The sequence below is a fragment of the Cypionkella sinensis genome, from assembly GCF_042646385.1.
Taxonomy (GTDB): Bacteria; Pseudomonadota; Alphaproteobacteria; order Rhodobacterales; family Rhodobacteraceae; genus Cypionkella; species Cypionkella sinensis.
This window is the reverse complement of the sequence record NZ_JBHRTO010000003.1, coordinates 1-14,457: the sequence shown is the minus strand read 5'-3', so window position 1 is coordinate 14,457 and position 14,457 is coordinate 1. Positions and strand designations below refer to the sequence as shown.

13 protein-coding genes and 2 pseudogenes are annotated in these 14,457 nt (G+C 61.6%); 5 read left to right on the top strand and 10 right to left on the bottom strand.

Annotated features, from left to right (window positions below; translation table 11 throughout):
* Positions 1-146: 146 nt before the first annotated feature.
* Positions 147-374 carry a hypothetical protein gene (locus ACFOGH_RS19765; RefSeq protein ID WP_380074926.1) on the top strand — a complete coding sequence of 76 codons (228 nt, stop codon included), beginning with the start codon at positions 147-149 and terminating at the stop codon, positions 372-374.
* Here ACFOGH_RS19765 and ACFOGH_RS19760 read toward each other — a convergent pair.
* Positions 349-579, bottom strand: a complete 231-nt coding sequence (locus ACFOGH_RS19760; protein ID WP_380074925.1) for a hypothetical protein — start codon at positions 577-579, stop codon at positions 349-351. The genes ACFOGH_RS19765 and ACFOGH_RS19760 overlap by 26 nt on opposite strands.
* An 18-nt stretch (positions 580-597) precedes the next feature.
* Here ACFOGH_RS19760 and ACFOGH_RS19755 point away from each other — a divergent pair, with 18 nt between their 5' ends.
* The gene (locus ACFOGH_RS19755) at positions 598-1,140 is read left to right on the top strand and encodes a DUF3489 domain-containing protein (protein ID WP_380074924.1); all 543 of its coding nucleotides are present in this window, start codon (positions 598-600) and stop codon (positions 1,138-1,140) included.
* A 226-nt stretch (positions 1,141-1,366) separates the two neighbouring features.
* Entirely contained in the window at positions 1,367-6,475 is a 5,109-nt protein-coding gene (locus ACFOGH_RS19750; protein ID WP_380074923.1) for a RecQ family ATP-dependent DNA helicase, read from the top strand.
* Between the two features lie 416 nt (positions 6,476-6,891).
* Here the strand turns inward: ACFOGH_RS19750 and ACFOGH_RS19745 are convergent, their stop codons facing one another.
* From ACFOGH_RS19745 to ACFOGH_RS19705, 9 genes are all read right to left on the bottom strand, one after another.
* Positions 6,892-7,374 carry a hypothetical protein gene (locus ACFOGH_RS19745; RefSeq protein ID WP_380074922.1) on the bottom strand — a complete coding sequence of 161 codons (483 nt, stop codon included), beginning with the start codon at positions 7,372-7,374 and terminating at the stop codon, positions 6,892-6,894.
* Entirely contained in the window at positions 7,349-7,672 is a 324-nt protein-coding gene (locus ACFOGH_RS19740) for a hypothetical protein (RefSeq protein WP_380074921.1), read from the bottom strand. Before ACFOGH_RS19740 ends, ACFOGH_RS19745 begins: the two co-directional genes overlap by 26 nt.
* 127 nt (positions 7,673-7,799) lie before the next feature.
* Positions 7,800-8,810, bottom strand: a complete 1,011-nt coding sequence (locus ACFOGH_RS19735; RefSeq protein WP_380074920.1) for an exonuclease domain-containing protein — start codon at positions 8,808-8,810, stop codon at positions 7,800-7,802.
* A gap of 75 nt (positions 8,811-8,885) precedes the next feature.
* Positions 8,886-9,785 carry a NaeI family type II restriction endonuclease gene (locus ACFOGH_RS19730; RefSeq protein WP_380074919.1) on the bottom strand — a complete coding sequence of 300 codons (900 nt, stop codon included), beginning with the start codon at positions 9,783-9,785 and terminating at the stop codon, positions 8,886-8,888.
* Between the two features lie 66 nt (positions 9,786-9,851).
* On the bottom strand, positions 9,852-10,811 hold the full coding sequence (locus ACFOGH_RS19725; RefSeq protein ID WP_380074918.1) for a DNA cytosine methyltransferase: 960 nt from the start codon (positions 10,809-10,811) through the stop codon (positions 9,852-9,854).
* A 184-nt stretch (positions 10,812-10,995) separates the two neighbouring features.
* Entirely contained in the window at positions 10,996-11,655 is a 660-nt protein-coding gene (locus ACFOGH_RS19720) for a hypothetical protein (protein WP_380074917.1), read from the bottom strand.
* Entirely contained in the window at positions 11,652-12,305 is a 654-nt protein-coding gene (locus tag ACFOGH_RS19715; RefSeq protein ID WP_380074916.1) for a DNA methyltransferase, read from the bottom strand. The genes ACFOGH_RS19720 and ACFOGH_RS19715 overlap by 4 nt, the downstream gene beginning before the upstream one ends.
* Entirely contained in the window at positions 12,256-12,750 is a 495-nt protein-coding gene (locus tag ACFOGH_RS19710) for a DNA cytosine methyltransferase (protein ID WP_380074915.1), read from the bottom strand. Before ACFOGH_RS19710 ends, ACFOGH_RS19715 begins: the two co-directional genes overlap by 50 nt.
* A 71-nt stretch (positions 12,751-12,821) precedes the next feature.
* Positions 12,822-13,817, bottom strand: coding sequence for a helix-turn-helix domain-containing protein (locus ACFOGH_RS19705; protein ID WP_380074914.1), 996 nt, complete (start codon positions 13,815-13,817; stop codon positions 12,822-12,824).
* Positions 13,818-14,095: 278 nt separating this feature from the next.
* On the opposite strand from ACFOGH_RS19705, the pseudogene ACFOGH_RS19700 reads away from it, so the two are divergent.
* Together ACFOGH_RS19700 and ACFOGH_RS19695 are read left to right on the top strand one after the other, a co-directional pair.
* Positions 14,096-14,296: pseudogene (locus tag ACFOGH_RS19700) on the top strand (type I restriction-modification system subunit M N-terminal domain-containing protein); the annotation flags it as partial.
* 34 nt (positions 14,297-14,330) lie between these two features.
* Positions 14,331-14,457, top strand: a pseudogene (locus ACFOGH_RS19695) (IS3 family transposase); the annotation flags it as partial.

The window sequence follows — 14,457 nt, the reverse complement described above, 5'->3', positions numbered from 1 at the left end:
ACCAGCCTCGCGCTGATCGAGATGAGGTCGATTTGAGCGGGTTCATCACAAATCACTGATATTGCTTAAATTTAACTACAATCACAGGCGCCACAGAGCGATGCTGTTTGAACGAAGATTATGCAACTCACCCACGGAGAAATTCCATGACTACCCGCCGCGTGACGCAGAATGACAAGGCCCTCGACGCCTTCATGACCACCAAGTTCCAGATCGACGCGATGCTGGAGCGCCTGAAGGCCCTGAGCGACGACCATTTCGAGACCCACCCTGATGAGATCAACTGGGGCGATGTTGGCACCCTGAACCACTACGCCAGCCTGCTGCGCGAGATCACCGACGGCGCTTTCAAGGAGGGCGAACATGCCGCTTGATCCCGCCCAGCGCCACTAGATCGAACAGGACGCGATCACCGCCGCATGGGAGGCCGAACGCCTCGCCGCCTGCGACGCCGCCATCGCCCTGCTGTACGAGATCGCCGATCTGGACCGCGACGACAATGGTGACGTGATTATCGGCACGGATGCCGACGGCTACAATGACCTGATGTCGCGCATTGCCGCCTTCCTCGCCACGCATGATCAATAGGAGAGTGCCATGCCCAAACTGACAGACACCCAGACTATCATCCTCAGCGCCGGGGCCCAGCGCCCCGAAAACATCGCCCTGCCGCTGCCCAAGGGGCTTGCCGGGGCGGCGGCGAAGATGGCTGTCACCAAGATGATCGAACACGGCTGGCTGCAGGAGGTCGAAGCCGACCTGCGGCGCGGCGAACCGCTGTGGCGCGAAACTGGCGATGGGCATGGCACCATGCTGGTGGTCACCGATGCGGGGCTGCTTGCCATCGGGATCGAACCATTGGCGATGAAAGTGGGTGTGGCAAGCCGTGGCGGTGTCAAGGACCAGCCTGAGGTGAAACACCCTACGTTGCGCACGGGCACAAAGCAGGCGCTGCTGATCGCCATGTTGCAGCGGCCCGATGGGGCGACAATAGCAGAGATTATCGCTGCGACGGGGTGGCAGGCTCAAAGCGCCCGTGGTGCGATGTCGGGCGCGCTGGGCAAGAAACTCGGGCTGGCGGTGGTTTCTGCAAAAGAAGATGCTCGGGGCAGGGTGTATCGCATCGGCCAACCAGCCTAGTGTTTGGCGATCCAGCCTGCGGCGCGGACAGCTGGTCATGCTGACAAGCACACCCTAAGGAAGCAGTCTGCAGTTCGAAGTGGTCGCCTTACGGCAGGGCGGCAGGAAGCGCCTGCCAACACCGAAGAGCAACTCGCGGCTGAAATCTCAGGCTATCGAATCCTGGTGACAAGGTTATCAATGGCTTGGAAGCCTATGTTGGCCTTGGAATTCGGATGCCTGACGTTTGACCTTTGATCCCGCCCCTTTCCTTGCAACTTGCGTTTCGATTGATCTGGAGGTCGATCCAAAGTCTGCGCGGCTGTTTGCCTTTGCGGCGGTGCGGGGTGAGGCGGCGCTGGTTCACAAAGGGGGCCCTTTGGAGGCCGCGCTGGACCGGCTGAATGCGGTGTGCGACGGGGCGGCGCATCTGGTGGGGCACAATATCTTGCGGCACGACCTGCCGCATTTGGTAGCGAACCGGGCGCGGCTGGGGGAGTTGGGGACGGCGCCGATTGACACGCTCTGGCTGAACCCCTTGGCCTTTCCGCGAAATCCCTATCACCATCTGGTCAAGCATTATCAGGACGGGCGGCTGCAGGTCGGGCATGTGAATGACCCCGAACAGGACGCGCGGCTGGCGCTGCAGGTGCTCTCAGACCAGATCGCGGCGTTTACCCGGCTTGGGCAGGAGGCTCCCGATGCCCTGCTGGCCTATCACCATCTGACGACGCAGGGCGAGGCCTCGGCCGGGTTCGATGCGCTGTTCCAAGCCTTACGCGGCCCTGCGCCCGGTGAGGTTGTAGCCCATGCCGCCATTCGCCGCCTGCTGGACGGCCGCGCCTGTAATCATCGGCTGGACCAGACACTCGGCCGCCTGTCCGATCCGCGCAACGGCTGGCCGATGGCCTATGCCTTGTCGTGGATATCGGTGGCGGGTGGGGACTCGGTCATGCCGCCTTGGGTGCGGTTGCAGTTCCCGCAGGCGGGCCGGATCGTGCGGCACCTTCGCGACACCAATTGCGGCGACCCGCGCTGTGCTTGGTGCGTTGAGAAGAACAACCCCAACGCCGCGCTGGAACGGTGGTTCGGCTTTCCGTCCTTCCGCCCACAGCCTGTCGATGACATGGGCCGCCCCTTGCAGGAAAGGATCGTGGCGGAGGCGATGGCGGGCAAATCGGTGCTGGGCATCCTGCCCACTGGCACGGGCAAATCGGTCTGCTATCAGATCCCGGCGCTGTCGCGGTTCGACAAGACCGGGGCGCTTACGGTGGTGATTTCGCCGCTGGTCGCGCTGATGGCCGATCAGGTGCAGGGGCTGGCGCGGGCGGGGATATCGGCGGCGGTCACGGTGAACGGAATGCTGTCGCTTCCTGAACGCCATGACGCGCTGGAAAAGGTGCGGATGGGGGATGCGGCGATGCTGCTGATCTCGCCCGAACAGTTGCGATCACCGTCCATCCGCACGGTCCTGCAACAGCGAGAGGTCGGGCTGTGGGTCTTGGACGAGGCGCATTGCGTCAGCAAATGGGGCCACGATTTCCGGCCCGACTACCGCTATGTCAGCCGCTTCATTAAGGAGTTCTCGGGCGATGAGCCCGCGCCCGTCCTGTGCCTGACCGCCACGGCCAAGCCCGAGGTGGTGCGCGACATCCGTGACCATTTCCAGACCCGCTTGGGCGTCGATCTGATGCTGCTGGACGGCGGCGCGGTGCGGACCAACCTGTCCTTCGCGGTGCTGCCCACGCAGAAGGCCACCAAGCTGACCGATATCCTGTCTGCAATCGAGGCCAACCTGCCGCCCGAAGGAGCCTCTGGAGCCGTGGTTTACTGCGCCACGCGGTCGGCCACGGAAAAGGTGGCCGAATTCCTGAAAGGGCAGGGGCTGTCTGCAGATTTCTTTCACGCCGGGCTGCCGCCAGAGCGCAAGCGCGATGTGCAGGAGGCGTTTCGCACCGGGCAGTTGCGGGTGATCGCCGCGACGAATGCGTTTGGCATGGGTATCGACAAGCCCGACATCCGGCTGGTCGTGCATGGCGATATTCCGGGGTCGCTGGAGAATTACCTGCAAGAGGCAGGCCGTGCAGGCCGCGACCGCGCCCCCGCCAGTTGCGTGCTGCTGTTCAGCCCTGATGACGTGGAACGGCAATTCTCGCTGTCGGCGCGGTCTCGTCTGGCAAGGCATGAGATTGGGGCGATCCTGAAGGCGCTGCGCCGGATGGAAAAGCACAAATCCGGCGAGGTGGTGGCCACCTCCGGCGAGATCGTGCGCGAGGAGAAGGATCAGGATTTCGAGCGCGACAAGACCACCGACGACACCCGCGTGAAAACTGCCGTGGCCTGGCTGGAGGAGGCAACGCTGCTCAGCCGCGAAGAGAACCGGGTGCAGGTCTTCCCCTCATCGCTGCGCATCCGGTCGGTGGATGAGGCGGCAGCGATCCTGGACCGGGCGCAGATCACCGGGGTCAGGCGAACGCAACTGATGGACCTTGTGCGTCATGTGATGAATGCGCCTGTCGATGCCGGGGTTTCGACGGATGAATTGTCTGGGGCCTGTGGCTTGCCGGGGCGCGAACTTCACCGGGCCTTTGCCGATCTAGAGGTGCTGGGCATCGCCAGCAACGACACGGGCATCACGGTCTATGTTCATCTCGGGGTCGAGGATGCTTCGGTCCGCCGTCTGGATCACTCGGCCCGGATGGAAACCGATTTGATCGCCCTGATGCAAGAGGCGGTGCCGGACGCAGAAGGGGCCGAGGCGCAGCCGTTGAACCTGACCGAAACCTGCCAAGCGCTGCGGGACAAGGGCCATGCGCAGGTACGCCCCGATCTGGTGGAGACGATCCTGCGCAGCATGGCGCAGGACGGCCGCGATCAGGACGGCGGGCGGGGCAATCTGACCCTGCGTAAGTTAAGCCGGAACACGATCTTTGTGCGGCTGGAACGGACATGGCCCACCGTCGCCCGCACCGCCGAACTTCGGCGGCAGGGAGCGCAGGCGCTCTTGACCCATCTCACGGGCAAGGTCGCCAAGGGCACACGCGGCAAGGACATTCAGGTCGAAACGACCCTCGGCGCGATGCTGGATGCGTTGAACGGTGACGCGTTGTTGCGTTCCGAGGTCAAGGACATGACCCGCCTGATGGACCGCGCGCTTTTGTGGCTGCACGAACAGCAGGTCGCCACCTTGGGTCGGGGCCTGACGGTGTTCCGCCCGGCGATTACGGTGCATCTGAACCCCAAGGGCGGGCCCTTCACCGTGCAGCATTTCGCACCGCTGGAGGAACACTACAGCGAGACGACGATCCAGACTCATGTGATGGCTGCCTATGCCGAAAAGGGGCTGGAGGCGATGGATCAGGCCCAGCGCCTTTCCGAGGATTACTTCGTGCTGGACCGCGACGCGTTTCTGCGCCGCTGGCTGCCGGGGCGCGGCACGGAAATCCGGCGGCAGACCACAGGCACCTCGTGGAAGACCATTGTCGATGCGCTGGACAACCCGGTGCAGGCCGAGATCGTGCGCGATGACCGCGAGCAGACGAACGTGCTTGTGCTGGCCGGGCCGGGATCGGGCAAGACGCGGGTGCTGGTGCATCGCATCGCTTACCTCATCCGCGTGAAACGCGAGGACCCGCGCGGCATTCTGGTGCTGACCTACAATCGCCATGCTGCCGCCGAGATCCGCGAACGCCTGCGCCGACTGATCGGGGATGATGCGGCGGGGGTGACGGTGTCCACATGTCACGCGCTGGCGATGCGGTTGATGGGGGCGAGCTTTGCGGGCGATCACGAGGGGCCGCGCGACTTTGACGGCATCGTCATGCAGGCGGTGGCACTTTTGCGCGGGGATGGTCTGACCAAGGCAGAGGCCGAGGCGCTGCGCGAGACGCTGATCCAGGGCTATCGCTGGCTTCTGGTGGACGAATACCAGGATATTGGCCCCGAGGAATACACCCTGATTGGCGCGGTGGCAGGCCGGTCGTTGGAGGATGACCTACGCATCAGCCTGTTTGCCGTAGGCGATGACGATCAGAACATCTACGCCTTCGCCGGGGCCAGTATCGACTTCATCCGAAGGTTCGAAGCCGATTACTCCGCCAAACCGGTCTGGCTGACCGAGAACTACCGCTCCTCCGCCCATATCATTGCGGCGGCCAATGCCGTGATCGCTCCCGCTGCTCAGCGCATGAAGGCGGGTCACGATATCACGGTGAACCGCGCCCGCGCCAAGGCGATGCCGGGCGGCGATTGGGCGGCGCTGGACCCGGTGTCGCAAGGGCGGGTCAGCCTGCTGGATGCGGGCGGTGATGTCGCGCAGGCGGTGGCTGCACTGGACGAACTGCAACGCCTGTCACAGCTCGACCCCGATTGGTCCTGGCGCCGCTGTGCCGTGATCGCCCGCGACTGGCGGCGGCTTGAACCCGTGCGCGCCTATGCCGAAACGCTTGGCATCCCTATCGATATGGCGAATGAGAAGCCGCTCAACCTCTGGCGAATGCGCGAGATGCAGGGCTTTATCCGTGCCCTGCTGGCGGATCGGACCCGGCTGCTGACCATCCCTGATCTGGTCGGCATCCTGAACGCGCAGCCGCAATCGCGCTGGACCGACCTGATCGGCGAAGGGATCGGCACTCTGGCCCGCGAACTGGTGGAAAAGGCCGCCCCGGTGCCCGACATCGTGCAATGGGTCGGCGAATGGGCGCGGGATGTGCGCGGCGAACAGCGAGGTCTGCTTCTGATGACCGCCCATCGCGCCAAGGGGTTGGAATTTGATCATGTCGCCATCCTGAACGGCGGCTGGGATCGCCCCTCGCGCGGCGAGGATTCCGACGCCCCGCGCCGCCTGTTCTATGTCGCGATGACGCGGGCGAGGTCCACGCTGACCGTGCTGACCGACGGACCCCATGCCTTTGTCCGCCTAAGCGATGCGGTCCTGTCCCGCCGAGTCACCCCCGACACCGCCGCCCTGCCGCGTGCCCGCCTGCGTTATGTGCCCCCCGATCCCAAGCTGGTGGACTTGTCCTTTGCCGGGCGTCTGCGGCCGGACGACCCGTCGCTGGCCGCCATCGCCGCCGCCAGCCCGGGCGACGCGGTTCAACTTATCCGCGATGGCGACCGCTGGCGGATCGACAACGCCCAAGGCCAAACCCTTGCCCGCCTGTCCCGCGCGTTTGCCCCACCTGAAGGCACCACCTTCTTGCGAGGTGAGGTCGCGGCCATCCTGAACTGGCGGCGCGAGGATGGGGACGAAGAGTATAACCACCTGCTCCGCCGCGACGAGTGGGAGGTGGTCTTGCCTGAACTGGTGTTCGAAGCAGGGGCGCAAGCTGTCATGGCGGATCAGAACGGCAGCTGACTTCCATGATCAGCGGTGGCCTTGGCCAATCCATCATGGATCGAAAAGGGTGGCTTCCGCTTGCTAGATTCTGGCCAAGGTGGCTTCCGAAAAGTGGATTCCCTGGATTCCACAAAAGAATCCAGCACGCCAAGATCGTGATTAATTAACCCTTTGATAACGAGTCGTTTTTTCTGCGATCGTACACCAAGTGGATTCCGCCGGATTCCCCGGTGAAAGTGCCTGTCGCTAGCGAAACGCCGCGCTGCGCCCCCCCGCATACGTTTAGGGCCGGGGAGGAACCATGCCGTGGGGGGCGGGGTAGGCAGCGACAGTTCCCGAGAGGGGCGCCACCCGGAGCCACGACGATTGTCAAAGTGCATGGACCGCACGTGCGGGACGGTGCAACATGCTCCAGACGTAACCAAGACAACTACTTAACGCGCATAGAGCGAAAAGACGCCGCCTTCAAAAAGGTACCAAGCCGATTTGCGGGCATCGTTCGTGACAAATGGATAAAGCACCTGACGATGCAGTGGGTTTCCATTTCCCTCGCAGGTCACTCTGTGAACGAAGATCTTGGCGGCCGAAAGCCGCATCCCATCTTCCTCTGTCTTGAACAGCGCAAATTCTGGATTGGAAAAGAAGTCATCAGGTTCGTAGGTTGTGTAGGTGGATGACAGACCTGCGAAGTCACAGTTGAAGAAAACGCCCTCGGCTGATCCACGATTGAACGTCTGTGTGCGACCAATCACGTCCGTCGTGCTGACAAACCAAGGCTCGCCAGAATAGCCGACAACGGACCATGTGGTGTCAATGAAGTCAGCCTTCGCCATTGAGGCAAAGGCCACAAACATCGGAAGGGCGAGGGCAAAGCTTGCTGCAACAATCACATCAGTATTTGAAGGTCGACGTGCCATTCGCTGCCTCCGTTTCCATCGCAATGCATCCTTCTAGAATTGAATAGGATCCGCCGCTCACGCGACCAACTTCATCACAGTATGATCGCACGCGCCTGGGGATAGAGCCCCATCTCGCTTTTAACCCATTGTAGGCAATCTGCTCCATGTCAACGCAGCCATTGTAGATCATCGCCGATCCACCGCTGACATCAGAAACAGTCTGACAGTAACCAGCGACGTCATAGCGTGGGACTGAATCGGCAGAAGCTGGCGATGCGATGGTCAGCAAAAGCGCTGAGTAGAAAACGGCATTCATAAAATCTTCCCTTCTGTGCACTTGGAAGCGGAAAATCGCAATTCGACCATCGCGGTTCCACAGAGGAGCATAATGCTGGCGCTCGCTCGGCGAACCGTGGTCCGGATTTTCTCTGTCTTTTTGGCATTCATTTGATGCGATGGCCCGCGATAAGACCCTTAAACTCGGTTTCACCCAGGATCCGTATCGGATGGCCAGCAGCGTGCATTTCTTCGGCCTTGCGGTGCTTACTACTTTTGGTGTGCCCAGCAAGCACGCTCAAATCTTGGTCACCGACGACCAGATGGGTTGTTTCTTTGGTTACGCCTCCCTTTACAGACATACCGGCGCGGGCAGCAAGCTCAGCTGCTTCGCTTCGGGACATGCCCAGTGCACCGGTGAAGACCACCACTGAACCTGCTAGCGCACCTTTGGGATCGCCCTCCAAGGTGATGGCTGCTGAGTAGCTTTTCTTGGGTGCCGGTTTGATCAGTTCCTCAAACGGAAGTCGAAGGTGAACCTCGGCATGCAGCACGACCAATGCGGCGGCGCGGGCGTCTTCGCCTGCATCATGGTGATGGAACTGAAGGTTTAGCGAGCGCTTCAAGTTCGCCAACCCATGTCCGCCATTGCCCTTCAGCTCGGGCCAAGCCCGCCTCGCGACCTGGACGCTGTCGCTCCAACGCAAGTCAGGGGCGTCGATGCCACACAAACCGCAGGCGGCATTCATTGCCTGCTTGTCGAAGTTGCTGTGTTGGATGAGGTGGTGACGCGTCAGCAAGGGCAGCAGAGCGGTCAAGGCGTCAGGGAAGCGGGGCGCATCCGCCACATGATCTGGGCCAATGCCGTGGAGCTGGATGTTGAACGCGTCAAACCGGGTGCCGGGATTGACCAGCATGGAGAAGGTCTGGATCTGATTGTCGCGTTGGACGCAGGCCAGGCCGATCTGGCAGATGCTGGCAACATCACTGCATGCTGTTTCCACATCCAGCGCAACAAACCTGAAACTGCCCTCTGGCACACGGAGAGTGTGCGCGAATGTCGGTCTGGCTGGAGCGCGGGCAATGGGGGCGGGCCGAGACTCCTCTCGGGCGCGTTCGGGCTGGTTCTGTTGGGTCGGTTTCGGGGTGCGGCCGAACAGCCAGTCAAAAAGTGCCATGTGAAAACTCGCTGCTTTCAAAAATATAGATCGCACCTCTGGGCTTTCTGAGCAGCCGACTAATCACCCCAAGGCTCATCCGTTCCATGCGAGCAGTATCCCTGCCTTAGCCGCGATTGCTACCTCGGCTTGAACGCGAGGCTTGTACGATACAAATTCGCTGCCGCTGCAAAAGGGTAGGCTCAGCGCCTTTATCAACGGTGCGTCGTAATGGCCCGACAAAAGCAGCACCCCTTCTCGCGCAAGATGGTCCCGCGTCCCTTTGCCGTTGTCCGCGCGTATGCGGCGCATGAAGTCTTGCTGCTGTGCTACGGCCTCGATGACCGATCGAGTGATCGGTACCCGCTGGACCTCTCGGAACAGCGCCATGACCCGGCGATTTCCAGATTTCCCGGCAAAAATGCGATCAATCACATCAGAAGGCACAGTGCGCCAGAAATTTGGCGGGTACGGATGCGCATTCAATAGCCAAATTATGTTCGCAAATCCGAGTGCCGAAATCGACTTCTTTGAATCTTTGTTCTGACCAACGGTAAGATATTCTGGACGAGCAACGATAATTCCAAGGTAGCAGAGCGCACGGACCTCGTCGGCAGCCACCAAGATACAAGGATGCCCCACAGCTTCAGTCGGGATCATCCAGTTGCTTCCCATCGTATTCTTGATGTCCACATCGTGGCCTAAGATGACAGTATCCAGCTTTCCCTTCTTCAAGTTCAGCATTGCCCGAAGTTCGATCTCGACTCGCGTTCCGATGTAGGTTTTCTCGGTTTTTTCGAGTTCGTCATAGGAGCGACGGCCCGTCTTTGGCGTCATGATCACGTCATCGACGCATTGACGCAGCATGGTTGAAAAGCCTTCAGAAAGGGCTGCGGCGCCGCCAGCGCGCTGGATGATCTCCGCTGCAATCGATGAGAGCAGCTGAAAATCCGGGTGTCCGTTGATGACGATGCTTGTGGGAAGGCTTTGCTTCAAGCGTAGGACGCCTCTGAGAAATTATATTTCTCAGAAGTCTGTCACAGGCCTTTGGGATTCGGAAGACTAAGCGCGAATGGCGTGAAGTTGCCGTTGCCTAAGGGCCTTCGAAATTTGTGTGGCAACTGCGCGGGCGACTGGCGGCGGAAAGGCATTGCCAACCTGCTTGTAGGCGTTGGTCTTAGCCCCCGTGAAGTGCCAGTCATCAGGAAAGCCCTGCAGGCGTGCAACCATGGGCACCGTCAGTCGTGGCATCCCGCTGTGGAAAGGATCCGGCGCTTCGGGAGCAATCGTGCGGCCTTCAACACCGAGAGTTGCCCAAGCCGCCCGTGCGCGAGTTGGGCCAAGGTCTGGACCACCATGCTTCTTTGATCCGCCTACGATTGTGGGCGCTATTTCGTCGGCTTGCTCCCGCCAAGCGGTGGCACCATTCCATCCGCGCGCGGCCATAAGTTCATACAGCGTCGCGCCGACCGTTGGCGGATTTTGAGGATTCGGATCAGGCCAGTTGAACAGTTCAGAGCGCGCCTGCTGTACCGCCACGATCACCACGCGCGGGCGCAGTTGTGGGACGCCGTAGTCTGAAGCGTTCAGCAACCGCCAGTCGGTATCATATCCAAGATTCTTGAGCTGTACCTTCAGTCGTTCGCGATAGTCGTGAAAAACCGCATCCAGGAACCCGCGCACGTTCTCAATCATCACAGCCTGCGGACGTGTCGCATCAACTATGTCGATGGCATCGTTGAAAAGATTCCGTTCATCCAACTCGCCGAGTTGTTTTCCAGCGACCGAAAATGGCGGGCAAGGTAAGCCGCCAGCAAGGAGGTCGATCCCCTTGAAATCACCAGAACGGTCTTTGAAGATACGCATATCTTCCTCGAGAACGTTCCACTCAGGGCGATTGTGGCGCAGCGTGTTGCAGCAGTGTCTGTCGATTTCTACGAGGGCGGTATGTGCAAACCCAGCCTGCTCAAGCCCCAGAGCTTGTCCGCCTGCGCCTGCGCAAAGTTCTACCGATGTCAGCATCTTGTCAGCCCTCATTCTGCGCGCACATTATCTAGAACACCTGCAAGAAATCAATGGCCTAAGGCTAAGGCTTTGTTCTTAATTCGTTCTTACTCTGCTCTGGATCGTCAGGCAAGCGAGGTCTCACCTGTGATGACGCCAAACCACTGATTGCTAACGCTGGGCCGAAGGATCGTGCAACGAGTCAACGCGTATTCCAAGGCCTTGGCTTAGGCATTGCCGCCGTCACCTCGACCTCTCGCAGCATCCCACCCGCGATCAGCCCCTCGCGGACCCAGCCCAGCGCCTGCCACCAGTCGCCATAGCCGCGCCGGGCGGACGCGATCTGTTCCGGATGCGGGCGCCAAGTGACGGGGCAGGCAAGGACATCGACCGTTCGCCACTTGCCACGCGTTTTCATCCGCTCGGTGCCGACGACGATGGTTGTTGCCCGCTCGCCATGCTGGTTGCTCTTGGTTTCCAGCGGGACGCAACGCGGGACGACGCCCGGCATCCAGTCTGGCGTTATGCCAGCACGCGTCTGTTCGGCCACCTGGATCGCCATGCGGATGCCGCCGAGGCTGTTGGGCATACCTGCTACAGTCGCAGCGATCACTTCGGCGTCGGGATGGGTGTAGCTGCCCATCTTGTGCTGTCCGCCATCCACTTTGCAGCCAAGCATGGCGCGTTGCAGCAGGACGTATTCCAGGCCGAAGCCGAAGCCTTCCTCGGTCACGTCCCTTGGTGGCGGCAGTTCCAGTTGCGCTTGTTCGACGCGGAATGCCCACTCCAGTGCGGCTTGGACGCCTAGCGACCGCTTGACCTTGGTGCCGCCAATACGGCCAATCCTTCCCTGGAAACTCACCGGTCCATTCCTTCAAAGAGGGACATCTGTGACGGGCGCTGGGCCTGGTCCGTAGGTCGCCAGATCCACGGGCCCGAGGCCATGGGCCGCCGCGAGAGCGCGCCACGCATGTGCTGCTGCCATAGGGTGAACTCCGTTGCCGAGCAGGCGCAAAGCGCGTGCCCGATGGGCCAACCCATCAGCCATCCGACGAAGAGCGGGTTCAGCCGCCGCCGCGATCGGCCCTTCAGAATCCGCCGCGAGACGACGCGCCCATGCGAGGCAATCATCGAAGCCCAAAGCGGGCGCGAGATCGGGGCATGCGAACAGGACCGCTGCCCATCCAGCATGATCGCCGGGTCCGGGCGGGTGAAGCCCTGCTCTGCCCGATAGTGCAGGATATCCATCCGGGATTTGCCGTCTGCCCGGGTGACGCTGGCTTCGCTGGATCCCTTCCAGTTCTGTGCCGCCGGGGTTGGCCATTGCGCCGCCTGCGCGGGAAGGGGCGGTGTCCCTCCCGAACCATAGCTCTGGCCCGGTCCACCCTTCGCGCCATCCGTCGCCTTGGGCGTCGACCAGTTGGTGATGCCCAGCGCCAGCGCCTCTGCTTTCCGCGTGAAGTCACTGTTCCCGGCCGGGTTGTAGTTCGCGGTGCCGGGATGCAGGCTCATCGGTGTGGGCCAGGATGAAGATGCGCATCCGCTGGTGCGGCGCGCCGACTTCTGCCGCAGAGAACAAACCCGCCGCAGGCGCGTAGCCCAATGCCCAAAGCTCTCGCAGGACGGTCTCGAGGCCGAGGGTGACGTGACCGGATACGTTTTCGAGGAAAACCCATTCGGGGCGGCATTCCCCGATGACTCGGGCAACGTCCGGCCAGAGGTGCCGGGGGTCGTCGGCACCGCTGCGCTTTCCAGCGGCACTGAACGGCTGGCAGGGGTAACCGGCAAGGACGATGTCGAACGCACCGCGGAAGGGTCGGGCATCAAAGCTGCGCAGATCGTCCCAAACTGGGGCAGGGGCGAAATACCCAGCGCGCTGGGCGGCGATGAGGACGGTGCGCGGCCACTTTTCCCACTCGACAAAGCACCGGGTGTGGAAACCGGGTTCGGCAAGCATGAGGCCCAGATCAAGGCCTCCGCCGCCTGCGCAGAGGGACAATCCGTGCCGGGGACGTAACACCATGCCATTCACCGGATCCCCCGCTCGCGCAGGCGGTCGGCGGTAACCAGCCCCCGGCCCAGCATGGCATCGCGCATGGTGTTGCTGATGGCGCTGACGGGAAGGTATCCGTCCGCGTTTACGATCTTGGCGTAGAAGGCGGGGAGGTCGGTGATTGGCTTTGCCGCCGGTGCCGGTTCGGATTTGCGCTTGCGACGGTTCTGCCCGGCAGCTTCGACCTTGCGCTGAGCAGCGCGCTGCATCGCCCGGTCCAGCGCCTTCGGCCCATCGGGCGGTTCGGGGTGATCCTGACGGGATGCCTCGGCAGTGGCGACGATTTCCGCCTCCGTCAGCCCCAGCTCGTCGCGCCAGCGCTGGACGTGCAGTCGCGGCGGCCAGCCTTGCCACCAGCCGGGCAGGGCGGTGGCATCGAGGCCCAGCGCAAAAAGCACTTCCCCGAAAAACTGATCAGAGATCGCACTGCGCGCTTGCGCGCCCTCCTCCTCCTTTACAGGTTTACTTAAAGGTTCTCTTACAAGGTTAGTGTCCGGATTTCGGACACGGCTTTCGGCATTTTCCGGACACGGGTCAGGGCAAAAACCGGACACGGCTTTCGGTGAATTTCCGTGTCCGATTTCCGGAGACGGGTCGGCTGGATTGTCGGTGCCGTGGGCGAAAGCCTCATCACCAGAAACCGGCCAATCCCCATGTCCGGAATCCGGACATGGCTCGGGATCATGAGGTGTGCCGCCGTCTTCAAACCCCAGGATGTAGCGTGTCGGCAACTGCCGCTTGGTCACGGGATCAACGCGCGGTACGCGCCGCAGCAGTTTTGCGGTCTCCAGCCGGTCGAGATGGTCGTTCAGGGTGGAGCGGCTGATCTCGCAATCTGCGGCCAATCGGGCCTGAGAGGGAAAGCAGCCGAAGTCAGGGTTGAAGCGGTCGCAGAGATGCCAGAGCACGATCTTGGTCGTGGGCTTCAGCCCGCGCTGCTCGATTGCCCAGAGGGTGGCCTTGTGGCTCATGGCGCAGTCCTCCGAGCCGGAAGCTGCACGCGGCTGGTGAACGAGGGATCAGGACGAGTGGATCATGATCGCGGATATCCCCGAAAGGATTGAGGTGTCGTTGGCAGACCTCGTGATCATGGCCGACGAACCTCGACGACCCGGGCTTCCTCAAGATTGCGCCCTTCAGCGGCATGGGAAGTGTGGTTGAACTCATCCGCGCTTTCGGGGGGAAACCCGGGTTCGAACAAGCCGTCCACAACCTGCAATCTGCCATTTATCAGGAAACCGCATAGCCCATGTCAGTCCGCACCCTCGTAAAATCCATTCAAGATATCATGCGCAAGGATACCGGAGTTGATGGCGATGCGCAGCGTATCAGCCAGCTGTGCTGGATGTTCTTCCTCAAGATCATCGATGATCAGGATCAGGAACTGGAACTTACCAAGGACGGCTACACCTCGCCCATCCCGGCCGACCTGCAGTGGCGGGCCTGGGCGGCGGACCCGGAAGGAATCACTGGCGATGCTTTGCTGGCGTGCCTCGACTTCGATGAAGACCCAGTTCGTGCTCGATGCACTGGAGCAAGCGATCTGGCAAAGAAAGACGCCGGATAACAAGAGCTTGGTTCACCATTCGGACCGTGGATCGCAATACTTGT

Excerpts from the sequence above, each read along its gene's own strand:
- ACFOGH_RS19725 (WP_380074918.1), bottom strand. The coding sequence starts at position 10,811 with ATGCTGACATCGGTAGAACTTTGCGCAGGCGCAGGCGGACAAGCTCTG.
- ACFOGH_RS19710 (WP_380074915.1), bottom strand. The coding sequence starts at position 12,750 with ATGCTTGCCGAACCCGGTTTCCACACCCGGTGCTTTGTCGAGTGGGAA.
- ACFOGH_RS19715 (WP_380074916.1), bottom strand. The coding sequence starts at position 12,305 with ATGAGCCTGCATCCCGGCACCGCGAACTACAACCCGGCCGGGAACAGT.
- ACFOGH_RS19745 (WP_380074922.1), bottom strand. The coding sequence starts at position 7,374 with ATGGCACGTCGACCTTCAAATACTGATGTGATTGTTGCAGCAAGCTTT.
- ACFOGH_RS19755 (WP_380074924.1), top strand. The coding sequence starts at position 598 with ATGCCCAAACTGACAGACACCCAGACTATCATCCTCAGCGCCGGGGCC.
- ACFOGH_RS19735 (WP_380074920.1), bottom strand. The coding sequence starts at position 8,810 with ATGGCACTTTTTGACTGGCTGTTCGGCCGCACCCCGAAACCGACCCAA.
- ACFOGH_RS19760 (WP_380074925.1), bottom strand. The coding sequence starts at position 579 with ATGCGTGGCGAGGAAGGCGGCAATGCGCGACATCAGGTCATTGTAGCC.
- ACFOGH_RS19705 (WP_380074914.1), bottom strand. The coding sequence starts at position 13,817 with ATGAGCCACAAGGCCACCCTCTGGGCAATCGAGCAGCGCGGGCTGAAG.
- ACFOGH_RS19740 (WP_380074921.1), bottom strand. The coding sequence starts at position 7,672 with ATGAATGCCGTTTTCTACTCAGCGCTTTTGCTGACCATCGCATCGCCA.
- ACFOGH_RS19765 (WP_380074926.1), top strand. The coding sequence starts at position 147 with ATGACTACCCGCCGCGTGACGCAGAATGACAAGGCCCTCGACGCCTTC.